General features: G+C 41.4%; 32 protein-coding genes and 1 pseudogene. 26 read left to right on the top strand and 7 right to left on the bottom strand.

The window, feature by feature from the left end; genetic code table 11:
- The 3 genes from U736_RS11930 to U736_RS0107575 form a co-directional block, all read left to right on the top strand.
- Positions 1 to 501 (top strand): hypothetical protein (locus U736_RS11930; protein WP_081725916.1); only part of this gene is annotated, 501 nt, incomplete at its 5' end.
- A 378-nt stretch (positions 502 to 879) separates the two neighbouring features.
- Positions 880 to 1,623, top strand: coding sequence for a phage antirepressor Ant (locus U736_RS0107580; protein ID WP_012754741.1), 744 nt, complete (start codon positions 880 to 882; stop codon positions 1,621 to 1,623).
- On the top strand, positions 1,620 to 1,898 hold the full coding sequence (locus U736_RS0107575) for a hypothetical protein (protein WP_026500581.1): 279 nt from the start codon (positions 1,620 to 1,622) through the stop codon (positions 1,896 to 1,898). Before U736_RS0107580 ends, U736_RS0107575 begins: the two co-directional genes overlap by 4 nt.
- 47 nt (positions 1,899 to 1,945) lie before the next feature.
- Here the strand turns inward: U736_RS0107575 and U736_RS0107570 are convergent, their stop codons facing one another.
- Both U736_RS0107570 and U736_RS0107565 read right to left on the bottom strand, forming a co-directional pair.
- The gene (locus U736_RS0107570; protein ID WP_006589119.1) at positions 1,946 to 2,374 is read right to left on the bottom strand and encodes a type II toxin-antitoxin system HicB family antitoxin; all 429 of its coding nucleotides are present in this window, start codon (positions 2,372 to 2,374) and stop codon (positions 1,946 to 1,948) included.
- 66 nt (positions 2,375 to 2,440) lie between these two features.
- On the bottom strand, positions 2,441 to 2,632 hold the full coding sequence (locus tag U736_RS0107565) for a hypothetical protein (RefSeq protein ID WP_004859817.1): 192 nt from the start codon (positions 2,630 to 2,632) through the stop codon (positions 2,441 to 2,443).
- Positions 2,633 to 2,932: 300 nt separating this feature from the next.
- On the opposite strand from U736_RS0107565, the gene ssb reads away from it, so the two are divergent.
- The 15 genes from ssb (at position 2,933) to U736_RS0107485 (ending at position 13,643) form a co-directional block, all read left to right on the top strand.
- A complete protein-coding gene (gene ssb / locus U736_RS0107560) occupies positions 2,933 to 3,385 on the top strand; it encodes a single-stranded DNA-binding protein (protein WP_026500580.1) in 453 nt (150 codons plus the stop codon).
- Between the two features lie 11 nt (positions 3,386 to 3,396).
- Entirely contained in the window at positions 3,397 to 3,933 is a 537-nt protein-coding gene (locus U736_RS0107555) for a hypothetical protein (protein ID WP_026500579.1), read from the top strand.
- A gap of 67 nt (positions 3,934 to 4,000) precedes the next feature.
- Positions 4,001 to 4,201 (top strand): type II toxin-antitoxin system HicA family toxin, encoded by a 201-nt coding sequence (locus U736_RS0107550; RefSeq protein WP_007553727.1) that lies wholly within the window; start codon positions 4,001 to 4,003, stop codon positions 4,199 to 4,201.
- Complete coding sequence (locus tag U736_RS0107545) at positions 4,198 to 4,593, top strand: type II toxin-antitoxin system HicB family antitoxin (protein WP_012754737.1); 396 nt, start codon at positions 4,198 to 4,200, stop codon at positions 4,591 to 4,593. Before U736_RS0107550 ends, U736_RS0107545 begins: the two co-directional genes overlap by 4 nt.
- 318 nt (positions 4,594 to 4,911) lie before the next feature.
- Entirely contained in the window at positions 4,912 to 5,226 is a 315-nt protein-coding gene (locus U736_RS0107540) for a hypothetical protein (RefSeq protein ID WP_026500578.1), read from the top strand.
- 3 nt (positions 5,227 to 5,229) lie between these two features.
- Positions 5,230 to 5,814, top strand: coding sequence for a hypothetical protein (locus U736_RS0107535; RefSeq protein WP_026500577.1), 585 nt, complete (start codon positions 5,230 to 5,232; stop codon positions 5,812 to 5,814).
- 368 nt (positions 5,815 to 6,182) lie between these two features.
- Positions 6,183 to 6,752 carry a hypothetical protein gene (locus U736_RS0107525; protein WP_026500576.1) on the top strand — a complete coding sequence of 190 codons (570 nt, stop codon included), beginning with the start codon at positions 6,183 to 6,185 and terminating at the stop codon, positions 6,750 to 6,752.
- Entirely contained in the window at positions 6,742 to 8,688 is a 1,947-nt protein-coding gene (locus U736_RS0107520) for a phage terminase large subunit family protein (protein WP_026500575.1), read from the top strand. Before U736_RS0107525 ends, U736_RS0107520 begins: the two co-directional genes overlap by 11 nt.
- A 3-nt stretch (positions 8,689 to 8,691) precedes the next feature.
- Positions 8,692 to 8,940 (top strand): phage head-tail joining protein, encoded by a 249-nt coding sequence (locus U736_RS0107515; RefSeq protein ID WP_026500574.1) that lies wholly within the window; start codon positions 8,692 to 8,694, stop codon positions 8,938 to 8,940.
- A complete protein-coding gene (locus tag U736_RS0107510) occupies positions 8,940 to 10,496 on the top strand; it encodes a phage portal protein (RefSeq protein WP_026500573.1) in 1,557 nt (518 codons plus the stop codon). The genes U736_RS0107515 and U736_RS0107510 overlap by 1 nt, the downstream gene beginning before the upstream one ends.
- Positions 10,486 to 11,568 carry a S49 family peptidase gene (locus U736_RS0107505; RefSeq protein WP_026500572.1) on the top strand — a complete coding sequence of 361 codons (1,083 nt, stop codon included), beginning with the start codon at positions 10,486 to 10,488 and terminating at the stop codon, positions 11,566 to 11,568. The genes U736_RS0107510 and U736_RS0107505 overlap by 11 nt, the downstream gene beginning before the upstream one ends.
- A 110-nt stretch (positions 11,569 to 11,678) precedes the next feature.
- Positions 11,679 to 11,831, top strand: coding sequence for a hypothetical protein (locus tag U736_RS12850; RefSeq protein WP_244395842.1), 153 nt, complete (start codon positions 11,679 to 11,681; stop codon positions 11,829 to 11,831).
- Positions 11,828 to 12,196, top strand: a complete 369-nt coding sequence (locus tag U736_RS0107495) for a head decoration protein (protein ID WP_026500570.1) — start codon at positions 11,828 to 11,830, stop codon at positions 12,194 to 12,196. Before U736_RS12850 ends, U736_RS0107495 begins: the two co-directional genes overlap by 4 nt.
- A gap of 12 nt (positions 12,197 to 12,208) precedes the next feature.
- Positions 12,209 to 13,285 carry a major capsid protein gene (locus tag U736_RS0107490; protein WP_026500569.1) on the top strand — a complete coding sequence of 359 codons (1,077 nt, stop codon included), beginning with the start codon at positions 12,209 to 12,211 and terminating at the stop codon, positions 13,283 to 13,285.
- A gap of 1 nt (position 13,286) precedes the next feature.
- Positions 13,287 to 13,643 carry a head-tail joining protein gene (locus U736_RS0107485; protein WP_026500568.1) on the top strand — a complete coding sequence of 119 codons (357 nt, stop codon included), beginning with the start codon at positions 13,287 to 13,289 and terminating at the stop codon, positions 13,641 to 13,643.
- 28 nt (positions 13,644 to 13,671) lie between these two features.
- Here U736_RS0107485 and U736_RS0107480 read toward each other — a convergent pair whose 3' ends face one another.
- Entirely contained in the window at positions 13,672 to 14,754 is a 1,083-nt protein-coding gene (locus U736_RS0107480; protein WP_026500567.1) for a hypothetical protein, read from the bottom strand.
- Positions 14,755 to 15,134: 380 nt separating this feature from the next.
- Between U736_RS0107480 and U736_RS0107475 the strand changes: the two genes are divergently transcribed.
- Both U736_RS0107475 and U736_RS0107470 read left to right on the top strand, forming a co-directional pair.
- Entirely contained in the window at positions 15,135 to 15,875 is a 741-nt protein-coding gene (locus U736_RS0107475; protein ID WP_026500566.1) for an antA/AntB antirepressor family protein, read from the top strand.
- On the top strand, positions 15,872 to 16,150 hold the full coding sequence (locus U736_RS0107470) for a hypothetical protein (protein ID WP_026500565.1): 279 nt from the start codon (positions 15,872 to 15,874) through the stop codon (positions 16,148 to 16,150). The genes U736_RS0107475 and U736_RS0107470 overlap by 4 nt, the downstream gene beginning before the upstream one ends.
- Before the next feature lie 46 nt (positions 16,151 to 16,196).
- Here U736_RS0107470 and U736_RS0107465 read toward each other — a convergent pair whose 3' ends face one another.
- The 4 genes and pseudogenes from U736_RS0107465 to U736_RS0107450 form a co-directional block, all read right to left on the bottom strand.
- The gene (locus U736_RS0107465; RefSeq protein ID WP_026500564.1) at positions 16,197 to 16,493 is read right to left on the bottom strand and encodes a HigA family addiction module antitoxin; all 297 of its coding nucleotides are present in this window, start codon (positions 16,491 to 16,493) and stop codon (positions 16,197 to 16,199) included.
- Between the two features lie 44 nt (positions 16,494 to 16,537).
- Positions 16,538 to 16,744, bottom strand: a pseudogene (locus U736_RS0107460) (toxin-antitoxin system HicB family antitoxin); the annotation flags it as partial.
- Between the two features lie 38 nt (positions 16,745 to 16,782).
- On the bottom strand, positions 16,783 to 17,055 hold the full coding sequence (locus U736_RS0107455; RefSeq protein ID WP_012754724.1) for a CopG family antitoxin: 273 nt from the start codon (positions 17,053 to 17,055) through the stop codon (positions 16,783 to 16,785).
- Complete coding sequence (locus U736_RS0107450) at positions 17,042 to 17,341, bottom strand: BrnT family toxin (RefSeq protein WP_012754723.1); 300 nt, start codon at positions 17,339 to 17,341, stop codon at positions 17,042 to 17,044. Before U736_RS0107450 ends, U736_RS0107455 begins: the two co-directional genes overlap by 14 nt.
- A gap of 76 nt (positions 17,342 to 17,417) precedes the next feature.
- Between U736_RS0107450 and U736_RS0107445 the strand changes: the two genes are divergently transcribed.
- The 6 genes from U736_RS0107445 to U736_RS0107420 form a co-directional block, all read left to right on the top strand.
- Complete coding sequence (locus tag U736_RS0107445) at positions 17,418 to 17,966, top strand: hypothetical protein (RefSeq protein WP_012754722.1); 549 nt, start codon at positions 17,418 to 17,420, stop codon at positions 17,964 to 17,966.
- Entirely contained in the window at positions 17,947 to 18,636 is a 690-nt protein-coding gene (locus U736_RS0107440) for a phage baseplate assembly protein V (RefSeq protein ID WP_012754721.1), read from the top strand. Before U736_RS0107445 ends, U736_RS0107440 begins: the two co-directional genes overlap by 20 nt.
- Positions 18,633 to 18,974, top strand: a complete 342-nt coding sequence (locus U736_RS0107435) for a GPW/gp25 family protein (protein ID WP_026500562.1) — start codon at positions 18,633 to 18,635, stop codon at positions 18,972 to 18,974. The genes U736_RS0107440 and U736_RS0107435 overlap by 4 nt, the downstream gene beginning before the upstream one ends.
- Positions 18,971 to 19,798, top strand: a complete 828-nt coding sequence (locus U736_RS0107430; RefSeq protein ID WP_026500561.1) for a baseplate J/gp47 family protein — start codon at positions 18,971 to 18,973, stop codon at positions 19,796 to 19,798. Before U736_RS0107435 ends, U736_RS0107430 begins: the two co-directional genes overlap by 4 nt.
- Complete coding sequence (locus U736_RS0107425) at positions 19,798 to 20,904, top strand: phage tail protein (RefSeq protein ID WP_026500560.1); 1,107 nt, start codon at positions 19,798 to 19,800, stop codon at positions 20,902 to 20,904. The genes U736_RS0107430 and U736_RS0107425 overlap by 1 nt, the downstream gene beginning before the upstream one ends.
- Before the next feature lies 1 nt (position 20,905).
- Positions 20,906 to 22,807, top strand: a 1,902-nt coding sequence (locus tag U736_RS0107420) for a DUF4815 domain-containing protein (RefSeq protein WP_026500559.1), incomplete at its 3' end; no start/stop codon positions are given.

Here is a 22,807-nt window from a genome sequence, read left to right as displayed (position 1 = left end):
CAGCTAAGAGCCTTGTTTGGCATTATAACTTTTATATTTATATGTTTTTTAGGAATTAAAAAAAATCTTTACTTTATTCAGAGTATTTTGACATTCGCATCTGTTTCTTTGGTAATAGTCACAACGGTTTTTGCAATTTTATGCAATTCCAATATTCCTTCTGAATTGCAAAACAACCCAAAATACAAATGCGGAAATACAACAGGTTGGGTGAAACTAACACGTGATTTACAACAATATATGCACCGACTTTTAAAGCTAATAAGTGTAGCGCTTGTCGTTTTAATTTTCCCAAGTAGTTATAAAGAAACGGTCTCTTTACCTATTATTTCTAAGTACGTGGGATACAAGCTTTCTTTTTCATTGGATACTATACTTTGGTACTCAGATATTGCTCTTTGGTATTCTTTTTTAGTCTGTGTATTGTTTCTTATGTTACGTACACGCAGTTTAATAAACATATCTATTTACACACTACAGTGCTCAGTTAAAAAACCATAGTAAAATTTCCGATTTTATAAAACTGTTTAGATTAAATGGCGTTGTCTCTTCTCAACGTTCATAGATGAAATCAACAAGAGCATAAAAAACTATCGAAAGCCGCTTGACATTATTTCTGTAATGTGTATTTTCGAATCAGGTGCCTAAGAAACACCTTCAACACATAGCGGATAGATTGCCGAAACAATCTTTTCACCGCCAATTAAAAGCTTTGACTCGTTGTGTGCTACACGCATATAATGATATTGTCGGGTGTGGTTATGCTATACAATACCCTTATGGGAAAAGCATAACGACGGGCTATGTGCCGTGTTTCTTAGCACCCGGCACCTTTTTAGGTGTCTATTAAGAAACCGTTAAGCACATAGGAGCCAAATCATGGCACAATATTTAATCGACATATACCAAACCACTATTGATGGCGATACCGTTCAGACAGTGAATGCACGTGAGTTACATGGTTTTTTGGAAATAGGAAAAGATTTCTCTACTTGGATTACTGACCGTATCAACAAATATAATTTATTAGAAAATCAAGACTTTGTTTGCTCCCCGATTTTGGGGAGCAAAGGCAGAGGTGGTCACAATCGTAAAGATTATCATCTGACTTTAAGTGTAGCAAAAGAGCTTTCTATGCTTGAGAACAATAAGAAAGGTAGAGAAGCTCGTTTATACTTTATCAAATGTGAACGGCTTTTGAAACAAGTAGTGACACCACAAGTTGACTACTCTAAACCCGAAGCATTGCTTGGCGTTTTGAACCACCTACAAAATCAAATAGAGCAGAAAGATCATGTTATTGCTGAATTGACTCCAAAAGCAGAAGCTTTGGATGGTTTAAAACGCTCTGATGGTTTGTTTGGCTTAATTGAAGCAGCAAAGATATTAGAGGTGCGACCAAAGGATTTAACAGATTACTTGCGTAAACATGATTGGGTGTATCGGCGTGCTCCAGGGGCGCCTCTATTACCTTATCAAGATAAAATCAAGAAAGGATTCATGGATTGCCCTGCTATTACCATTCAAAGACCGGATGGTACAGAAAAGTTGCTGCCTTCAACGAAAATCACATCTAGAGGATTAGCTTGTTTGAGAGAACAAATCCATGGAGGTGTACAATGAACACCAGTGTCGACTTCTTATGCGATTTATGGATAGCGTTAGCTCAATTTTCCAATCATCAAAGCGTTGGAGATGAGGATTGTAACACGCTGGTGCAGGTCATGGGCGTGGTGGAAAAAGCTTTGATTTTAGAACTTCAAGATGAAGTGCCCAATTTTACAAAGATTCTGGCAGTTCTTACAGATTTCGGAGCTTCAGAGTTTCCCATGGCTATGAATCCTTTTTTGAAAGCTTGCGAACCAGATTTAGAGAGCCCCATTAAAAAGGTTGCTTAATTTAAAAAACACAACTCCCCTTCCCGTTCTCAAAAATGGGGAGGTGGTTAAGCCGCGTTTTTGATTGTAATAACGACTTGCTTGCCAAGAACGCTCAGTGCTTGCTCTAATGTTTGAAGCTTAGTTGGATAATTTGGATCAAGAATGCGTCTTGCTTCTGTTTCTTTTTTACCCAAACGATGTGCCAATTCTGTTTTTGTGATATTCGCTTCATTAAAGGCTTCTACCACTGCAAGTTTAAGAGCATTCCAAGCATCTACCGTAACCTCTACAAGGTCTTTATACTGTTGTCGCATTGGTAAAGGCAAACCACGCATAGGATAGCTCCGTAATGCTAACCCTAAAGCTTCAACAGCATTCTCTAATGCCTCTGCTCTATTTTCTCCAGCTGTTATTGCTTCTGGTACATCTGGAAAGGTTACAATAAAACCACCATCTGGATCAGATTCCAGTTTTGCTTGATAAGTGTACTCCATGTTTAGATCTCCTCGCCATAATCGAAATGCTTTTGAAACGAAAATTTAAGCCATTGAGAGAATAATTCATACCCCCAACTGCTTTTTTATTATTTTCACGTAAAGTGGGGTCAATTCACCAGATTTTATAACGGTTGTCTTGTCTCCAAAAGTTACCAAATAATGTGACCCTTTACCTGCATCAGGAGCTTCACTGTAATGAATGCCTCTTTTTCTGGCTTCTTTACGTAATTCCCTAAGCAGTGCTTCTCGTTTCATTTAGCCTCCCCTTTCTGCATAAAATGAATATCGCACAAAAAGGTTCGATAGTCAACAATAAATCGAACAAAAAAGTTTGATACAGACTCTTAATGAAAGGATATTTATTGAAAAGTTAAAAGCAGAAATAAGAAAGCCGTGCCATTTGTGTGACATGTTTTTTTGATGAATAATTTGTCAAATAATATTATAATGTAATACTTAAAAAACTGTTATTAATGAACTGAAATAATTGAATAAATATGCAAATTATGCTAAGATTTTTCATGTATAAATTGCTAATCTAATGGGGCTACAAATATGCTAAATAAAGTGACGTTAATCGGGCGCCTTGGTGCTAATCCCGAAAGCAAAACAATGAATTCTGGAGCAGAAATAGTCAATTTTAGTATAGCGACTTCTGAGAGCTATACAGATAAAAAAACCAATCAAAAAGTAGAGAAAACTGAATGGCATTCCGTGGTGATTTTTAATCCACATTTGGCAAAAATTGCACTTCAATATCTCAACAAAGGTTCAAAGGTTTACATAGAAGGAAAATTACAGACACGCAAATGGCAAGATAAAAATGGGCATGACCGTTATACAACAGAGATTGTCTTACCACAATTCAAAGGTGAATTGTATTTGCTTGATGCAAAGAAAGATCAATCGGCACCCCCTACCCCTTCACCCATTACTTCTCAAAATTATGCTATCGCTTCGGGTGCTGCTGATCATAGCATATCTCTTAATGATGCTATCCCATTCTGATTGAAAAAAATATGACAAAAAGAAAAAAACGTGCAAAACGTGGTCGTCCTCGGATTAAAGGATGTATCAGAGAACCAAATGGACGCATCTCACGAGCAAAAACACCGCATGAACCCATGGATAAATTGGCAATTGAAATGCGTGCCAAACGCTTCTGTTTGACCATAGAAGAGGCTAAAAATCCGCTTTCCGGCACCTATATCGGGCGGCTTTATTTGCAAGGCGAAATCAATCAAGACCAATATGATGCTGCGCAAAAATATCTTGAAGTGAAAAACAATTACCTATGTGCAAAAGGATTGCCTAATGCAATTTATGACAACTTTACTCCTTCATCAAATGAGGAGGCACAAAAACGGTGGATTGAAAGAGCAACTCATTGTTATGAAGTGACGAAAGAGGCTATCAAAGAAGCACAACACCTCTATAGACAGTATAATCTTTATGCTGCATTACAATATCTTGTTATAGAAGATCAATCGCTAACACATCTTGTTAGTTCTTTGCGTATTGTTCTTAATGCGCTTCATAAGCACTTTAGCCGTTAAAAAAGAATTGACATCAGATGAAAAATCATTAAAATGTGTATATATTTACACATTATGAGTTTAGGGAATGGAACAAGATAGCCGAAAAATCATTGCAAAATTAAAGCGTGATGGCTTTGAACTTGTCAAAGTAAAAGGTTCTCATCATAAATTAAAAAAAGATGGTAAGGTTGTTATTGTTCCACATCCTAAAAAAAATCTTCCGATTGGTACAGCACGTTCTATCGCACAACAAGCAGGTTGGTTAAAAAAAGGAGAAGAAAAATGAAAAGATTTTTTGCTCTTGTTCATAAAGATGAAGATTCTGCTTTTGGTGTTCAGTTCCCTGATTTTGAGGGGCTTTTTTCTGCTGCTGATGAGGAAGAAAATTTAATCGCAAATGCAACAGAAGCACTTCAACTTTATTGTGAAGATATAGATATAGTGCCTATTCCTTCAAAATTTGAGGAAGTCATACAACGGGAATCTGTCAAAATAGCTTTGTCAGAAGGAGCTTTTTTAATACAAGTCCCCTTTATTGAAAATGATGCAGAAGTGGTACGTACGAATATATCTATTGAAAGAGGACTCTTACGTGCAATTGATGATTGTGCACAAGAAAGAGGTTTAACAAGATCTGCTTTTCTGGCAACAGCAGCACGTCACGAGCTTAATATTTAGATTTTCTTCTTTTTTGGCTGTGTCAATACATACCTTTTTGTTTCTAAAAACACCATATTTAGGTAAAAAAATAAAAAAAATACAAGATCATAATTTTTTTTGTTGACATGATGTAAAAAATCGTATTTAATGACGGCACTGCACTGGTCGTATTGTGCCTAAAATTCAAAAATATCCCCAAAAATTCAGTAAAATGTGAACTTGAAACGTGGCTAGAAAGCCCTGTTTTCTGGGTAATTCTGGCTAATCTATTTTTCACAGAATAAAAATCAATATTTGACTAATGATGTCATTAATTATGACTCAAAAGGAGCAATGATGAAAGCTGTCATCACTAAGCCAATGTGTGTTGTTGGAGACAATAAAAGCACTGTTCGCTTTGAACCATCAACACCCAATAATCCATTTGTTGAAGTTTCCAATCAAGTCTACGCACGTCTCAAGCGCGCTAATGCTGTAAAACCTTTTATTGGAGTCAAGACAACAGCAAAACCTGATAAGGCGGTTGAACAAATTAAACAGATAGAACAAGAAGCCGTACAAACATCATCTGAACCAGTGATAGAGAAAACCTCACTCGAACAGCCAAAAGCATCTAAAGCTTCCAAGTCACCTACCCCCAAAAAGGCTTAGAAGTTGAAGTTAATCATCCACCAAAAATGGTATCTTCAACAGGTGAAGGATACCTTCACCAGTCTTCAAGCACCACGCCTTAATTGGGCTTTGCGTAATGCTCTAAACACCTCTGCAAAACAAGTCGAACGCTTTGCAGAAAAACAAATTGCCGATGTTACATCTGCCCAATCAAAGCGTGTCAAAAAAGGCGTTTATATTAAAGAAAAGGCGACAGCAAGGTTTCTTGAGACAGATATCATTGGTTCTGGAACACCGATACCTCTTAAATTTTTTCAAGCAGAAGAAACAAAACGCGGTGTGACTTACAAAATGTTTGGAAAAAAAGAAATCTTACCCCATGCTTTTATCAAAGGTGGGAGTTTTCCAAAGCGTGTTGAATTAAAAAAGCTGAATGGTAATGTGTTTCAAAGAGCGGATGGAGATCAATTCCCTATTGCAAAACAAGAAGGACCCTCAATTGCTGGGGTGATGTCCAAGCCAGAAATTGCAAGTGCTATTGTAAAAAAAGCCAATGAGAGATTAATTGCCAATATACAGTACCAACTTGCTCGTCAAGAATATGCCGCCAATAAGAAAGCTAAATAATGTTCTTAAGCTATGTCACCACACTACTCACTTTAATTGTAATTTTTAAAGCAGATTGTCACTTGCGCTTTGGTTTTTTCCAGAAAAAACACAATAAAATCAATGCAAAAGGTACTTCCCAGCGGGTTGGGTCTGTTGCGGGGCAGGCTAGCGCGAACTATCGCTAGCGACAGAATTTTCAAATTGACTGTACATTGTACACTTAACTTATTGATAAATAATTATTTTAGTGTGTACAGTATGATATGTAAAATGTCTCCTTATCGCATTGAAGCCCATTTTTCAGTTCGTGATGTAAAGCTTTCTTTCTTGGTACGCCGAAAGCCCCGTTCCTCAAGATGAGAAAAAAATCAAGGCAAGGAGCAACTATGAATAAGAAAACGCGTAAGGGTCTATCGGTTCGTGCGTTTGCGAAGAAGATGGGTGTTTCACATAATGCGGTGGTTTCTCGGATAAAGACAGGTAAATTTGATGCGGCTCTTTTTGAAGATGGTTCTGTCAATGAAGCCCTTGCCACAAGCATCTGGAATGAGAATCCAACAAAGCGCCCACCCCCATTTTTAGCGCCTGATGGAAAGGTGCGGACAAAGATCAAACAAGCCTCCACAGATGGAGCCAATGAATACAAGATAAAACTGGAGCGAATGCAAGTTGCGCTTGAAAGCGAAAAGATTGCCCTTGAACGACTACGCGAAACCACTGTTGATCGAGAAGAAGTGAGAAAAGAAGCATGGAACTTTGGAAGAGCGCATCGAGATACAATGCTCAATTTTGCCTATCGCTTTGGTACTGAAATTGCGGTGCAAGTGGGATGTGATGCGGCCAGCCTTATTGGAGCTATCGATCATCATATGCGCAAAGCTTTAGTGGAAAATGTCGTCCCTGTTTCTTTTCACGATCCCAACATTTTAGAAGAGAATCCAGAACATGATAAGTGATGCTTCGCCCTCGTCCCCTGGTGCTGGGCTCTTTTTTTGCTATGCGAATGAAGGGCGCCGTCCTGACCCGCCTTACACTGTTTCCCAGTGGGCTGATAAAAATCGTTATTTGAGCACAGTTACGAGTGCTGAGCCTGGATTATGGAGGACTATACGTACCCCCTATTTACGAGAGATCATGGATAATCTTTCTGTTTATGATCCGACTGAAACAACGGTTGTGATGAAGGGGGCTCAGATTGGAATGTCGGAAGCAGCATTGAACTTTTGTGGTTATGCCATTCATCATAGTCCAGGACCTGCCCTTTATGTGATGCCTACAGTTGAGACCGCTAAGAAACTGTCAAAGTCTCGTCTTGACCCAATGATTATGGCAAGCCCTGCTTTAAGCGAACGCATTGCCCCAGCGCGGGCACGCGACAGCGGTAATACAATGTTTTCGAAAGAGTTTGATGGTGGGGCATTGATGATTACAGGAGCAAATAGTGCTGCTGGATTGCGTTCTTCTCCTATTCGCTATTTGGTTTTGGATGAAGTCGATGCTTACCCATTGAATGTCGATAATGAAGGCGATCCTGTAACAATTGCTGAAAAACGAACCTCTGCTTTTATTCAACGTAAAATTTTTAAATTGTCCACGCCGACACACCGTGACACAAGCCGTATCGCCAAAGATTTCGTGCTAGGAGACCAACGATATTACAATGTCCCTTGTGATGCATGTGGTGTTCTACAGCCCATTGTTTGGTCACAAATCAAGTGGCCAAAAGGCACCCCCGAAAAAGCTGTGTTTGTTTGTGCGCATTGTGGTCATGAACATGCCGAACATCGTAAGTCCACTTTAATGGCAGAAGAAAACGGTGCTTGCTGGATCGCAACACAGGAGTCAAGTAAGCCTCGTCTGCGTTCTTACCATATTTCAGCACTCTATTCACCTTGGCTTACTTGGGGGGAATGCGCCAGAGAGTTTTTAGATGCCAAGGATGATCCGGCACTTTTGCAGCCTTTTGTCAACACAGTTCTTGGAGAGCCATGGGAAGACAGAACAGGCGAAGTTATTGACCCTGATAGCCTCTATGCAAAACGTGAAGATTATCCCCTGGCACCAGAACAAGCCGTGTTGTTAACAGCGGGTATTGATGTGCAAAATGACCGCTTGGAACTTGAAGTGGTTGGATGGGGACGCAGTGAAGAAAGCTGGCATATTGATTATCACGTCATTCCTGGTGATCCCTCTTCTTTTGAAGTATGGGACCAGCTGGATGAATATCTTACAAGACGTTGGCCGCATCTAGGTTACAAAGACGGCATCAAGATAACGGCGGCTTGTATTGATACCGGTGGTGGACACACACAAGCGGTTTATAATTATGTCCGCCCGCGTGAGGGACGACGTATCTGGGGGATTAAGGGGCAAGCGGGATGGCGTGCGGTATGGCCGCGCCGTCCAAGTAGAAACAACAAAGGACAGATCAATCTCTATATTGTTGGTGTTGATGCAGCAAAAGATATTATCACGGCACGGTTTAAAAAATCCGGTCCTGAAGCATCGGGGGCTGGTGCAACACACTTTCACAAAAACCTTGATCGGGAATATTTTGACCAGCTAACCGCTGAAAGAAAAGTCATCAAATATTTTAAAGGCTTTAAGCGCATTGAATGGCAAAAAAGCGAAAAAGCAAGAAACGAGGCTTTGGACTGTAGGGTCTATGCTTATGCTGCTTTACAAGGTCTGATTTCGGCAGGAATAAACCTTAATCGAGAAGTCGATATCTTAGAAGAGCGTCTGGAAAAACTTAAAGTTGAAGGCTCTTTAGAGCAGCCAACACCAAGACATGCCCCCTCTCCTGCTCCAAGAAGATCTCAGACAGCAAAACCTCAAAAGAAGCCATTCAGAACAATGATGAATCCTTATATGCGAGGGGATTGGAGGTAATTTGTGGGTGAAACTTTAGAACCAATTAACAGCAAATTTTCGAGATTAGAAAGTTTAAAAAGGCAGCGTGAGCAAATTGAAGAAGCTCTTTATTCGGGAGCACAATCGGTGCGCCATGGCGATAAGCAAGTCAGCAACCGTTCTGTTGAGGAACTGCGCAGAGCGCTTGAGATGCTGAACACACAAATAGCCAACCTTGAAGGACGCAAGCGTTCACGCGTTTTCTATTTTAATATATCACGAGGCTATTAATGGCTGGTTTTTTCAATAAACTCACAGGCTTTTTTAAAATTTCTCGTCAACACAATCCCCATTTTGAAGCGGCAAGTAAAAGCCGTCGCATGGGTGGTTTTGACCCCGCAAAAAAACATATCAATAAAGCCATTGAGGAATGCGGTGATACCATTGTTGCTCGTTCAAGATGGCTTTATGACAATGAAGCTCTTTATGGTTCTGCAACGGAGGAATGGGTCTCTGCAGCTGTCAGTGATGGGATTAAACCTTATCCTCGTATTGAAGGTTTTCAAGAAGAAAAGAAAAAGCTTTTAGACTTATGGTGGCAATGGGTTGATGAAGCGGACTATGATGAAGATGCCAATTTTTATGGACTTCAAGCAACCATTGCACGAGAGGTCTTTTTAACTGGTGAATGCTTTGTAAGACTACACTATGTCGACCTCTACGGGCGCTCTGGTGTGCCTCTTCAATTACAAGTTTATCCCACCGAAATGTTGGACCTTTCCTACAATGGACCGGCTGAGATTGAAGGCAATTACATTCGTATGGGGATTGAATTTAATGCCAGTGGTAAGCGCGTTGCTTATCATTTCTGGGAACATCACCCCTATGATGATGTCCCTGCAAATATGGCATTTGAGAGCCAAGAGCGCGTGCGCGTCCCCGCTGAAATGGTCATTCATATCAAAGAGCGCCGTATTGCCGGACAATTGCGCGGTTCTCCCAAAATAACGCGCGCTATGACAAAGATCTTTCAACTGGAATCCTATGATGATGCAGAACTTGATAGAAAAAGGACAGCGGCTCTTTTTGCGGTGTTTATTACAGGGAAGGAATCTCATGAGGAAGAATTAGAGGGAAATCGTGAGCAAAGAACGCCCCCAAAGAAGCCTGAAGAGGCAGCTGACGTGGATAAAATTTACCCCGGCTCAGTTAACGTGGTCGATGGCGAAAAACAAATTACATTTTCAACCCCTGTTGAGGTTGGTGGCTCTTATGAGGCTTTTCAATTTCGCAATATCTTGAAAATTTGTGCAGCACTTAATATGCCTTATGCCGTTGTGACTGGAGACGTTACGCGGGGAAATTTTTCAAATGTGCGTACCTCTATCATTCAGTTTAGACGGCACGTCAAACAATGGCGTGAACATATCATTGCCTTTCAGTTTAACCGCATTGTTTGGGAGCGTTTTGTTGAAATGGCAGTGCTTGTCAAATGTGTCAATTTGCCAGGGTGGGAAGAAAATTCCTTGCCATGGCTTCAATGTGAAAGCTTTGCACCACCCCTTGAAATGATTGATCCAAACAAGGATATCTCAGCGGAAAAAGAAGAAATCCGTGCAGGCTTGAAAACACGACGCATGGCACTTGCCGAGCGCGGCTTTGATATCGACAGCATTCATGCCGAACTGCAAGAAGAGCACACAGACGCTCGTGCGCGCGGCTTATCTTTTGACACGGATATGGCAGCGCCCTCTGGTAGCAATCAAGTAATTGATCCCGCAGATTCAGAGCCTTCCGAAACTTATGAAAGCAACCAAAGCAGCGAGGCACATGCAAATGGTGAATAATCTCGACATGCCGTTTTTGGTATCACGGCTTTTTGGTGTTCCTCATATGCTTGTATCGACAAAGCTTGATATCATTTTGAATGCTCTTGCGCCGCGTCTTTTTGAGGGAGAAAAGTTTCCCCCTAAGGCTTTTGTGCAAGGGGATACAGGAGCTTTCAGACCCCCTGAAACTTATGTAGTACAAAACAATATTGCTATACTACCAGTTCATGGCACGCTTGTGCGCCGTGGTGCATGGCTTGGGGCTTTATCGGGATTGACTTCTTATGAGGGGTTAAGGGCTTCTTTTCGTGAAGCCATAGCACAACCTGATGTTCGCGCTGTTTTACTTGATATTGACAGCGGCGGTGGAGAAGCCGGTGGTGTCTTTGATTTGGTTGAAGAGTTTCAAACACTCTCAAAACAATACGACAAGCCCATTTGGGCGCATGCTAATGAGTTTGCCTGTTCAGCGGCTTATGCCATTGCCTGTTCTGCTTCTCAAATATGGATTGCTCGCACGGGTGTTGTGGGCTCGATTGGTGTCGTTTGCGCTCATCTTGACCAATCCCGTGCAGATGAAAAACACGGGCATAAATGGACCTTTGTCTTTGAAGGTGATCACAAAGTTCATGGCAATCCTCATGAACCCTTGAGCGATACAGCACAGATAAAAATGCAAGCCGATTGCGCCCTGCTCTACGAGATGTTTGTCGATTTGGTGGCGCAAAACAGACGCTTAAATGCTGATGCAATTCGTGACACAAAAGCAGAAACTTTTATAGGCAACCAAGCGATCACGCTTGGATTAGCAGATGCGCAAGGCACCCTTGCGCAAGCGTTGGAAGCCTTAACGGATTCCATATCACAAAACCCAACATCAACAGAAAAAGAAGGACAAAACACATGGCACGCACACAATACCGCGCTGAAGAAGATGATGATGAAAAAATTGTCGACATCATCAATGACGAGGAAGAGGACGAAGACGATAGTGACATCGACAAAAACGCCGAAGACTTCGACGATGAAGAAGAAAACGAAGATGAGGATGAAGACAACGAAGACAACGAAGACAAGCAGGAAAACATAAAAGCTGCTCTTGAAAAAGAAAGAAAGCGCGCAAAAGCACTAACAACCCTTGAAAGGCAAGCAAAGCACTTAGGCGTTTCTTTTGACGCAGCAAAAGCTATTCAAAACGGTATGAGTCTCGAAAAAGCACGCCAGTGTGTGTTGACGGCTGCTAGCTCTCAAAGCGCGTCTTTAAAAGTCTCGCCTTATGCCCCTCATAGTGATGGGACAAGCAAGGCAAAGATTCACGCAAAATGGGAAGCAGCTTGGAGGGCAGTGAAATGACGAATATTATTTATGACGACGTACGCAATGGCGCTTATCTTGGACCCTACGACCCCGATATGTCAAACGAAGAAGTGGTGTTTGCATCAGGAGCATTCATTGAAGCGGGAACTGTCATGGGAAAGATAACCTCATCAGAAAAATATATCCCCCTTAATCCAGCAGCAACAGATGGCAGCCAAACACCGGCAGGGATTTCTTTTGCCACTGTTGACGCAACAGGCGCCGATCAACGCGCTGTGATTACAGCACGCTTATGCACTGTAAAAGCTTCTGAACTGCTATGGCCAGATGCCATCACGGATGAGCAAAAGAAAGCAGCCATTCAGTCTTTAGAAGACAAGAACAACATTCTATTGCGATAGGAGAATGCACACATGGATATGAATTTTTTTAAACATGATGCTTTCTCAAGCATCACAATGATGAAAGCCATTGAAAACTATGAGTTTCAACCTGGTCTTGTAAGCTCTCTTAATCTTTTTGAGGAAGTTGAAACCAGTACCACAGTGGTTGGTATTGAACGGCGTGATAATACATTTTCGCTTATTCAAACCAGTGAACGTGGTGCACCTTTGGCAGAAGGTGATAGAGAGGGGCGTAATCTTCGGTTTTTCAAAACAACACGGATTGCCAAAAGTGATACCGTAAAATCAGAAGAAATCCAGAACCGTCGTGAATTTGGCGCAGAAGATCAGTTAGAGACAGCAATGAAATATATTGCCAGAAAACAAAAGAAACTGATTTCTGAAATCGAATTGACATGGGAGAATATGCAGCTTGGCGCTGTTCAAGGTGTTGTCCTTGATGCTGATGGCTCCGTGATTGTCGATTGGTACAAAGAATGGGAAATTACACCACCAAAGCCCATTGACTTTAAACTAAATACAGAAACAACCAATGTTGCTGACAATGTTGACCAAGTCATTATGAGGATGATTGAGGCTTCAAAAGGAGCATTTTCTGATCGTTCGCGGATTATTGGGCTTTGTGGAAATGAATTCTTTTCCAAGTTGAAAAATCACAAAACAATCCGTGAAACCTATTTAAACACAGCCTTAGCACAGACACTCAATAGCGCAGGAGGTGTTGCAACACCAAGCGCTCTTGGCTCGGGGAGCTTTGGCAGTTTTGACTTTGCAGGTGTCACTTTCATTAATTACCGGAGTATCCACAACTATAATGTGAGTGCGAAGGCTGGAACAAAGCGCGCCATAGGCATTAAGCCTGATGAATGTCAATTCTTCCCTGTTGATGCGCCTGGTGTATTCCAAAAAACCTTTGCTCCTGGTGAAAGCTTGGATTTTGCTAACACCGTTGGAAAACCTCTCTACACCATGCTGATCGTCGACCACGACCGTAATGCATGGGTAAAACCGGAAGTTTATAGCTATCCGCTTTACATCTGCACACGCCCTGAAATGCTGTTTAAAGCCGTGATTGGAGCGAAATAACATGCGATGGCACGGGCTGCTAAACCAAATGGTTAAAGATGTGCGCAACACTTTTGGGCAGCCCATCATCTACACGCGAAAGGACAACCAGCAATCTTTTCGTATCACAGCGATTTACACCATTAAGCATTCGGAATCGGATGCTGGTGGTAGAATCCCTACCACAATACCAAGAAAGGAACTTGATCTTTGTATCAATGATATCGGCGGAATACCACCAAACCCTCAAGATAGTGTTGTAATCATTTCCCCTGAAAACAGCAAAGCCCCCTCTTCTCAAGAGCACTTCGTGATCACAGATGTCCAAGCCTCAGAATCTAGTATGTATAAGCTTATCTTGCGGGAGATAAAACAATGAACGTATCTTTATCTTGTGTGTTTAAAAATCAATAAAACTGTCCCAGAACTCGAATTACTGCTGTAAACCTTGGACTTGAAAAGGCAGTGAATTGGTAATTCCGTGGTATGCCGGTACGGAGACTGATTTGGCATTCATGGTATGTTATAGTGACTGATGCAATTCGTGTCCAAGTAGTTCTTTCATTCTTTTCAGGACTTTCAAATACAATGGCTTGATCGGTTACCAAAAGACGTCCTCTAAGTGGGATCTTTTTATTAATATCAAAGAAAACGCGTTCTTGAACTCCCAACAATTTTTCATTGTGTGCTAAACGATATTCATATTCGCTTGCGTCAAGTTCTTGAAACATTTTACACGCTTCAGAAAAACTAGACACTTTAATATCCGGTAGCAACATTGCAACTTGTTCTTCAAAAAGTTTTACTTTTTTCTTTTCAGAGTAGTGAGCGATCACCAAAAGTAAAATAATAAGAATGGCTACTAATAACCATGGTGAAATACTTATTACTACCACAATGCCTCCAATCAATAGAGCACAATGGAGAAAGATCCTGATCCATTTTTCCAGTTGTTCATTTTTAAGTGCTGGAGATGTTTTATTAACGACTGATAAATCAGAAGAAGGATGTGCAGGAGGGAGCGACATTGAAGCCTGTTCTGGAACTTTTTCTTCAAAACGTTTTTTGCGTTTATCTTGCCAATAAGCGAAAATGGAAAAAGCAAAAAAGGCAAAGAAAATTAACCAAAACCATCCCCAAAAGCCTAATCCATCATCTTTGTCTGGTTTGTTAACTTGAGAGGGGGTAATTTGCTTATCAGTATCCTCAGCTGATATCTGAGTCACGCTTTCGTTTTGAGTAGCAACATCTATTGACGAAGTCGAGGAGGAGGTAACAATTTCATTATTGTGTGTAATTTGATTTGGTTTGTCTTTGTGTACAGAAGCACCTACTATCGCAGAGCCGATAAATAATAAAGCTCCAATACCAAGAGTTTTCAGTCCGTTTTTCCGCCATTTCTTTATACATACTAAAACGAGTCCGACAATCATCACTGGCAATGATAACAAGCACACGATCATTGCAATTGTATCAAGGGTATCCAGCATTACCTCCCCCTCCGCTATAAATAAAAAAGTAAAGCGGAAATTTAAAGTGAGTCGACAAATAAAGTAAAGACGTACTTATATAATTTAGAAAAATATAATATTACTTATTGACATTGTGACAGGAGTATGAATAATCGAATCAGGTGCCTCAAAAACACCTTAAATACCAAGCGGGCGAGCTACCGAGATAGTTTATTTTCCGCACATTAAAGGCTTTGACTCATTGTGTGTTACACGCATATAATGATATTGTCGGGTGTGGTTACGCTATACAATACCCTTGCGGGAAAAGCGTAACGACGGACTTGGTACCGTGTTTTTGAGCACCCGGCACTTTTTAAAGAGTGTCAATCAAAAACGTCTATTACCAAGGAGTTCTCATGAACACTCTTATTCCGATATCAGAACAAACTGTTGGACAGGAAATTGTTCAAACAGTAAATGCACGTGAATTGCATAGTTTTTTAGAAGTAGGTAAAAAATTTGCGGACTGGATTACCGAACGTATCAACAAATATAATTTGGTAGAAAATCAAGACTTTGTTTGCTTCCCTATTTTGGGAAGCAAAGGCAGAGGTGGTCATAATCGTAAAGATTATCATCTAACTTTAAGTGTAGCAAAAGAGCTTTCTATGCTTGAGAACAATAAGAAAGGTAGAGAAGCTCGTTTATACTTTATCAAATGCGAACGGCTTTTGAAACAAGTAGCAACACCACAAGTTGACTATTCCAAACCGGAAGCATTGCTTGGTGTTTTGAATCACTTACAAAGTCAAATAGAGCAAAAAGATCATGTTATCGCTGAATTAGCACCAAAAGCAAAAGCTTTGGATGGTTTAAAACGTTCTGATGGTTTGTTTGGTCTTATCGAAGCCGCAAAAATGTTAGAGGTACGACCAAAGGAGTTAACGGATTATTTGCGTAAACATGATTGGGTTTATCGACGTGCTCCAGGGGCGCCTCTATTACCCTATCAAGACAAAATAAAGAAAGGATTCATGGATTGTCCTGCTATTACCATTCAAAGACCAGATGGAACAGAAAAGATACTCCCTTCAACAAAAATCACATCTAGAGGATTGGCATGTTTAAGAGAACAAATCTATGGAGGTGTGCAATGAATAGCAGTGTCGACTTCTTATGCGATTTGTGGATGGCATTGTTTAAGCTTTCTAACCATCGAGGCATTGGAGATGAGGACTGCAATGCTATAGTTGAGGTAATGGAATCGGTCGTAGATGCTCTGGTTTTAAAGCTTCAAGATGACGTGCCCAATATTACAAAAATCTTGGCAATTTTGACAGATTTTGGAGCTTCAGAACTTCCACATCGTATGGATTCTTTGTTGCGAACTTATGAACCAAATTTGGAGTCTCCCATTAAAAAGGTTGCTTAATTTAGAAAATAGAACTCCCCTCCCCGTTCTTAAGATGGGGAGGTGGTTAAACCCTACATTCAAATTTATTGATTTTGGCAAATTCATCTGCTTTTTCAGTTTGTAAGATACTAACGTCATAAGCAGCTTGCATGTTAAGCCAAAATTCAGCAGTAGTATCAAAAAAATAGGCTAATCTTAGTGCTGTATCGGGAGTCACTGGACTATTTTCAGCAACAATACGTTCTATTCTCGTGCGTGGAACATTTAATGCTTTTGCAAGAGCATAAGCAGAGAGAGCATATTCTTTTAAATATTCCTCTCGTAAAATTTCTCCGAGATGAATCGCTATATAATTTTTCATCTCGACCTCCTACAGATCAATGATAATCTACGATTTCAACTTCACTTGCCATGTGACAAAGGTATTGGAAGTTGTTCTCCATTATGTTGCATGTCCTCAACAACTTCTGAAACAAGGTCCATAATACCTTTTAAAGCTTTCTCTGCTTGAGCATCTAACCATGAAAGGAATGGGAATTCTGCACACAACCCAACATATTCCTCATCTTCTTGCGACCACAAAACACGATAGGTATAATGATTATTGTTCATCTTTCATCCTTTCTTATATCCTCTACAGAGGATATTGGTCAATTACGATGGCTTTTTCGTAAATCTCGTTCGATGAGATGTCGAACATAGCGTGTGTAAGGGATAGCTTGATTTTTAGCTTTTTCCTTTAAAGCCTTCATAAGTGCTTGAGGTAAGCGAATATTCATAGAGGCTTCTTTAGGTAAAAATTCAAAATGAACAGGCTTAAAACCAGTTAAGTCATAATCAGTAAGATCTGCAGTATCAACAAAGTTTTCTGCTTCTTCATCCGTCTTAAAAACGGGCATTTGTTTTAATTTAGAGGTTTTCATAAAAATCAATCTCCTTTTGGTGCATATAACGAGCGCTAATAGGACGTACAAACAATTCGTTCTTTATTGTTCTTAAGGTAAAAACTAAAAAAATATATCGCTCATTATAGCTTCGTCCAATGGCTCTGAAACGCTCTTCTTTAATATTGGGGTCATGCTTTATGACGAGATTTCCAGGTTCAGTGAATAAATACTCAATTTCTTTTTTAGAAACTCCATGTTTGGCACATTTTGGCCAGTTACCATCATCCCAATTTATGCCATGAACTTTGATGTTTGCTACCATAACGTATGTATATCAAAATGTATCCACAAATACAATAAAAATGATTAAAAATCAATCTGTTTAAACAGGAACACTCATGCATCCTAGAGAGACGATAAGAGAAACATTTGTTGCGTTGATCAAAGCAGCAAAGACGGCAGCCGGTAACAATGTTTTCAATATGCGTGATTTCAACTTCTCCCCTGAGAACACACCTGCAATTAATATCTCAACACAAAGTGAAACGATTGAAGATGGCTATGATTATGGAGTAAGGCGGCGTGTTTTAACGCTAGATGTTGAATGTTATGCGACATGTGAAGATGGAGCACGTTTTGTTGATCAATTAGCATGGGAAGTTGAGGAGGTTTTCTACGCTAATCCTAATCTTAACAACACTGTTGAGACATGCCGCCTGCAAAATATTGCTTTTGCCTTTGGTGATAATGGCGCCCTAGCGCTCCATGGTGCAATTTTAACCTTTGAAGTCATTTATGTGACAAATATCCCCAACATGGATGAAGAAGAAGGCAGTGTAACAGAAAGACTCGTTGAACCTTTCTTAAGCTTTGAACCAGAAACAGGCGTAAGAAATAAAGATAAATACCATAAAATTGAAGGTGGACATGTTAGAGCGGCGCGATAAAGAAATCACAGATCTAAAAAGACGTGTAGCCAATATGGTTGTGGTGGGTAAGATTAGCCATGTCGACCATAAAAACGCACGCTATCGGATAAAAAGTGGCAATCTTGTCAGTGATTGGATTCCAGACACACAAGCCCGCGCCGGTAAAACACGCTCTTATGAAGGACGCGATGTTGGAGAGCAAGTGATTGTTCTTTCATCATCAGGGGATTTATCACAAGGAGTGATTGTTGGTTCACTTCACACCGATGCTAATCAAGCAGCCGATAAAGGCAGCATTCACCGAACTATATACCCTGATGGAACCAGCCTTGAATATGATGATGAACAAAACACTTATGGAATTCATATCAAATCAGGGGGAAAATTTATCCTGACAATCTCTGATGGTGTGTCACTAAAAGGTGATGGTGGCAAGCTAGAGCTTACCGCACCGGAAGGCATAAAGATTGTTTCAGAAAGCGATATAAATTTAAACGCAAAAGGCGGCATCTCTTTGAAGGCTGGTGATGGCATTTCACTGAATTCGAATGATAGTCTCTCTCTTCATTCTGGGAGTAATGTTTCCATTCATTCAAGTGGACTAAAGCATAACGACACCAATGTAGGAGCAACACATGTTCATGGTGGTGTTTTCCCTGGTGGTTCTATGACAGGAGGTCCCAATTGAACAGTGGAATGGACCGTACAACGGGAAAGTCATTGACCGGCATTGATCATTTGCGCCAATCAATCCTTGATATTTTGTCAACGCGGATTGGTTCGCGTGTAATGCGGCGTGATTATGGTTCACGTGTTGCAGAACTCATTGATGCACCGGTTAATAATGCTTTTGCTGTTGCTCTTTATGCCGCTGTTGCTGAGGCTTTAGACAAGTGGGAACCGCGTTTTAAATTGAAAAAAATTGATTTTAAAATGGTTGATGCTGGACAAGTTTCTTTGTCCTTTGAAGGTATTTATTTGCCATCCGGCAAGCCCATTACCATGGAAGGATTATTGATAAAATGAATGGAGTACTTGCAAAACCCGAAATCATCACAAAACTTTCTTTTGAGGAAATACGCGCTGCTGCTCTTGCCCATTTAAAAGAGCTTTTGCCGGAATATACCATTCTTGAAAGTGATCCGGCTGTAAAAGTCATTGAGGCTTTTAGCTATCGAGAGTTGCTTTTAAGACAGCGTATTAACGAAGCGGCACGCAACAACATTCTTGATTTTGCAACCGGTGAATCTCTTGACGCTTTGGGAAACTGGCATGGTCTTGCCCGCATGGAGGGTGAAAGTGACGAGAGATATCGTGAACGTATAGAGCTTCATGCCCGTGGTGGCAATGGTAGCGGAACAGAGCCCTATTACAAGCTTATAGCCTTAACAGCCGATAGTCGTGTTAAGGATGCGATTGTTTACCGTAAAGGCAAAGACCCAACCATCTATGTTGCTCTTTTTGGCAACAATGAAGAAGGAACGGCATCTGAAGATCTCATACAAACAGTCTCAGAAGCTCTGCACAGAAAAAATATCATCATGACCAATGATACAATCATTGTTCACGCTGCTGTCAAAAAAGTGCTGGATTTAGAAGCAGATGTTTGGCTGTTACCAGAAACATCTTTGAAAATTCTTACAACAATGGAAACAAATTTAAGAGCAGCATGGAGACAAGAACAAGCCATTGGTCGTGAATTAAGTTTGTCGTGGTGGATTTCAAAACTCATGATTGCTGGTGTCCAAAAAGTGATCGCCATTACACCAACAAGGGACAGTACGGTTTGTGACGAAGAAGTTTTATCGATTGGAAAAATCACCTTAAACTTCAAAGGGCGTGCGCGCTAATGGTTGGTTCCCTCCTTCCCACAAACGCGACAGAATTTGAAAAGCGCCTTGCCGATGCTTGCGATTTTCATCAAGATATTGATGGTTCTGTTTTGGGGATTTCACGTTCTAAACTGATCACACGCCCTCCCCGCTTCTTGCCGTGGCTCATTGAAGAATACGGACTTGGAGAGCTTACACCTTATGTTCCAAACCTCTATGATTTGATTGATCAAGGGCTTGCATGGCAGCGCTTGCGCGGCTCTCTTGCGGCAATAGAGATGGGGCTTGAATGGCTAGAGATTTCGGCACGCTTTCAACCCGCCTGGACGGGGCGGGTATGGTGGAATTCCTTTCAACTTTACTTTGACAGCCTCCCTGAACGCAAAAGCCTTGAAGCCATTGAAGCAATCACAGATCTTTCCAAAAGTTTGCGCTCTGATTTTCGTCGAGGGACCTATGGTTATGATGTGCAAGCTGTTGAATGCAATATGTCACGCCTTGATGACAGCATGTTGGAGTATGAGAGCGGTGTGCGCTTAACAGCTGGGGGTACTTTGTTTTCCTTTGGGCGCACGACAGAGATAGAGCACGTTCTCACAAGAGAAGAAGGCAAGCTTATTGGCAATTGGATAGATGATGGGGATGAGGAATTAAGCTGGGAACAGATTGATTACCCATGGGACATGGCAAATTTTCCGTGGTGTTCGGTCAAAAAACATGAACGCGATATACTCATGGCAGAATGGTTTCATGGCCGCACGCTTTATCTCGTGTTAAGAGACACCAAAGATGGCGTGATTGGGTATCAAAGATGCTATGCTGTAGCGCCTGTCGAACAGGTTTTGGATGGTGTGTACAGCCATTCAGATAATCACTATCAGCCCTCCCCGAGGGGCACGGCGCTTCTTGTTGCAGCCCGCACAGACTTTCACGATGTTGATGGGAAACAAGCAGCATTTATTTCCATTCTCGTTCACGGCATTCCCAAACAAGATATCCCCTTTGGCAAGCTTTGGTGTGAGCCTGATGAACTAAGTGGCGGTGTGGAAATACTCAAAACGCCTGTCAATATTCCTTTGCGTGCCGATGTTCGCGAACAATTCAAGATTTTATTGAGGTTTTAATATGAAGCATGAAAGTGGTTTACCGTTTGCAATTGACAGATCTCGCGGCAAAGAGGAACAACAAAGCGTTGTCTTTTATGGCACGCGTCCCTTTATTCAAAGTGGTGAACTCAATGAAGTTCAAACCATTATAAGGGGACGGCATGACCGTTTGGGGCGCCTTGTTGCACAAGAAGGAGACCGCGTTGAACGGGCTGATGCTTTTGTCAACAAAAAGACAAGGACCGTAACGTTAACAGATGGCAAGATTTATATCGCAGGCGATATCTTTCCGGTCTCTGAAGCTGTACTCAACAATGTTTCCATGATTGGACGCTTGGAAATTGGTGTGAAGCTGCAAAAAAAATGGATAACCCATGAGGATGATCCAGAGTTGTTAGGGCAAGTCCCTGGCACCTTGGCAGAAGGAGAACCTGGTGCCGCACGCGAAACAGCAAAGCTTGTTTGGGCTCTGAAAGAGGATGCTCAAGACGGCACTTTCTTTCCGGTTTATATCTTACAAGATGGTGTTCTGATTGATCAAAAATCCCCCTCATTGCTTGAACCCGCCATGCAAGCTATTGCGACGTATGACAGAGCCCATGGGCATTATATCGTGAGTGGCTGCCGTGTAAGCGCATTGGGACAAAACAACGGTTGCCAAGTCTTTAGTATTCAAGAGGGAGAAGCCAATATCAATGGCTTTAAACGCAAGCGCTTAGCCGCCTTGCGCCATGAAGAGGTGGAGGATTTTTCGACAAGCGTTGTGCCAAGCGAAACCCATATCTTTACACCTCAAAAAGGGAAAACAAGCTTTACCTTTAAACCCTATTATGCTCCCATTGCCGATATTCATTCTCTTTTGCTTACAAAAGAAAAAACTGTCACACTAACCCGTGGTGCGGTTGCCGCTGGGCGTGATGGTGTTCCTGATAAAAGCATTACCTCTTTTATTAAAGTCGTTCAAGGAAGCAAGGAATTTAAAGAAGGTACAGATTTTAAAAAAACCGGAGACACCATTGATTGGGCTCCCATGGGAGATGAACCTGCTCCGGGGAGCACCTACAAAGTGACTTATCGTTACCGTTCAAAAATCACGGCTGATAAGGTAACAGCGCAGGAAATCACTGTCTCAGGTGGGGCGCAAGGTGGGGATATTATCGTCAGTTACACTTACAAATTGCCCCGCATTGACCGTATAGGTCTCAACACAGGAGGCAATGTGGTTTACATCAAAGGTATCTCGGCAGATCACCCCATGGCACCAAGTGTCCCTGATGATGTGTTGTCCCTTGCAACGATCACCAATAATTGGTTTGAAACGCCGGTTGTGGTTAATGATGGCACACGGGTTGCCCCCTATGATGAGATGTGGCGCTATTTTCAACGGGTGCTTTCCCTTGACCGGTTGATGCAATTAGAGCGCATTAAAAGCAACGTGGACTCTAAAGAACCTGTTGCCAAAAAAGGCATATTTGCTGATCCCTTTCTTGATGATAGTTACAGAGATGAAGGCTTTACGCAAACGGGGGCTGTAGGCAACGGCATTTTGCAGCTTGCCATTGACCCAACATTCTACACTGCTCCTTTAAAAGCGCCTGTCACCCTTGACTGGACAAATGAAGTGATCATTGCGCAAGAGTTGACAACGGCTTGCGAAAAAATCAACCCCTATCAAAATTTTGCACCCCTGCCTGGTACAGTAACCCTTGAACCCGCGACAGACTTTTGGCATGAACAGCGCACCGATTGGCTCTCGGGTGTCACCAATCAGATCATCATGGGCAGGAACCGTGGCAGAACTATCCGTAACACAGAAGTGCATGATGACTTGGTCAATGAGACTCAAGAGCAAATCGATTTTTTGAGACAAATTACCCTTCACTTCAAAATTGAAGGTCTTGGCAGTAGAGAAATCTTGGAA

It is taken from the genome of Bartonella grahamii ATCC 700132 (assembly GCF_000518085.1).
GTDB lineage: Bacteria > Pseudomonadota > Alphaproteobacteria > Rhizobiales > Rhizobiaceae > Bartonella > Bartonella grahamii.
Note: the sequence above shows the minus strand (reverse complement) of the source record. Positions and strands in the feature narration are given on the sequence as shown.

Excerpts from the sequence above, each read along its gene's own strand:
- ssb (WP_026500580.1), top strand. The coding sequence starts at position 2,933 with ATGCTAAATAAAGTGACGTTAATCGGGCGCCTTGGTGCTAATCCCGAA.
- U736_RS0107440 (WP_012754721.1), top strand. The coding sequence starts at position 17,947 with ATGTTAGAGCGGCGCGATAAAGAAATCACAGATCTAAAAAGACGTGTA.
- U736_RS0107520 (WP_026500575.1), top strand. The coding sequence starts at position 6,742 with ATGATAAGTGATGCTTCGCCCTCGTCCCCTGGTGCTGGGCTCTTTTTT.
- U736_RS0107425 (WP_026500560.1), top strand. The coding sequence starts at position 19,798 with ATGGTTGGTTCCCTCCTTCCCACAAACGCGACAGAATTTGAAAAGCGC.
- U736_RS0107450 (WP_012754723.1), bottom strand. The coding sequence starts at position 17,341 with ATGGTAGCAAACATCAAAGTTCATGGCATAAATTGGGATGATGGTAAC.
- U736_RS0107525 (WP_026500576.1), top strand. The coding sequence starts at position 6,183 with ATGAATAAGAAAACGCGTAAGGGTCTATCGGTTCGTGCGTTTGCGAAG.
- U736_RS0107505 (WP_026500572.1), top strand. The coding sequence starts at position 10,486 with ATGGTGAATAATCTCGACATGCCGTTTTTGGTATCACGGCTTTTTGGT.
- U736_RS0107465 (WP_026500564.1), bottom strand. The coding sequence starts at position 16,493 with ATGAAAAATTATATAGCGATTCATCTCGGAGAAATTTTACGAGAGGAA.
- U736_RS0107480 (WP_026500567.1), bottom strand. The coding sequence starts at position 14,754 with ATGCTGGATACCCTTGATACAATTGCAATGATCGTGTGCTTGTTATCA.
- U736_RS0107485 (WP_026500568.1), top strand. The coding sequence starts at position 13,287 with ATGCGATGGCACGGGCTGCTAAACCAAATGGTTAAAGATGTGCGCAAC.
- U736_RS0107540 (WP_026500578.1), top strand. The coding sequence starts at position 4,912 with ATGAAAGCTGTCATCACTAAGCCAATGTGTGTTGTTGGAGACAATAAA.
- U736_RS0107550 (WP_007553727.1), top strand. The coding sequence starts at position 4,001 with ATGGAACAAGATAGCCGAAAAATCATTGCAAAATTAAAGCGTGATGGC.
- U736_RS0107490 (WP_026500569.1), top strand. The coding sequence starts at position 12,209 with ATGGATATGAATTTTTTTAAACATGATGCTTTCTCAAGCATCACAATG.
- U736_RS0107470 (WP_026500565.1), top strand. The coding sequence starts at position 15,872 with ATGAATAGCAGTGTCGACTTCTTATGCGATTTGTGGATGGCATTGTTT.
- U736_RS0107430 (WP_026500561.1), top strand. The coding sequence starts at position 18,971 with ATGAATGGAGTACTTGCAAAACCCGAAATCATCACAAAACTTTCTTTT.
- U736_RS0107555 (WP_026500579.1), top strand. The coding sequence starts at position 3,397 with ATGACAAAAAGAAAAAAACGTGCAAAACGTGGTCGTCCTCGGATTAAA.
- U736_RS0107510 (WP_026500573.1), top strand. The coding sequence starts at position 8,940 with ATGGCTGGTTTTTTCAATAAACTCACAGGCTTTTTTAAAATTTCTCGT.
- U736_RS0107575 (WP_026500581.1), top strand. The coding sequence starts at position 1,620 with ATGAACACCAGTGTCGACTTCTTATGCGATTTATGGATAGCGTTAGCT.
- U736_RS0107565 (WP_004859817.1), bottom strand. The coding sequence starts at position 2,632 with ATGAAACGAGAAGCACTGCTTAGGGAATTACGTAAAGAAGCCAGAAAA.
- U736_RS0107475 (WP_026500566.1), top strand. The coding sequence starts at position 15,135 with ATGAACACTCTTATTCCGATATCAGAACAAACTGTTGGACAGGAAATT.
- U736_RS0107570 (WP_006589119.1), bottom strand. The coding sequence starts at position 2,374 with ATGGAGTACACTTATCAAGCAAAACTGGAATCTGATCCAGATGGTGGT.
- U736_RS12850 (WP_244395842.1), top strand. The coding sequence starts at position 11,679 with ATGAGTCTCGAAAAAGCACGCCAGTGTGTGTTGACGGCTGCTAGCTCT.
- U736_RS0107495 (WP_026500570.1), top strand. The coding sequence starts at position 11,828 with ATGACGAATATTATTTATGACGACGTACGCAATGGCGCTTATCTTGGA.
- U736_RS0107545 (WP_012754737.1), top strand. The coding sequence starts at position 4,198 with ATGAAAAGATTTTTTGCTCTTGTTCATAAAGATGAAGATTCTGCTTTT.
- U736_RS0107580 (WP_012754741.1), top strand. The coding sequence starts at position 880 with ATGGCACAATATTTAATCGACATATACCAAACCACTATTGATGGCGAT.
- U736_RS0107455 (WP_012754724.1), bottom strand. The coding sequence starts at position 17,055 with ATGAAAACCTCTAAATTAAAACAAATGCCCGTTTTTAAGACGGATGAA.
- U736_RS0107445 (WP_012754722.1), top strand. The coding sequence starts at position 17,418 with ATGCATCCTAGAGAGACGATAAGAGAAACATTTGTTGCGTTGATCAAA.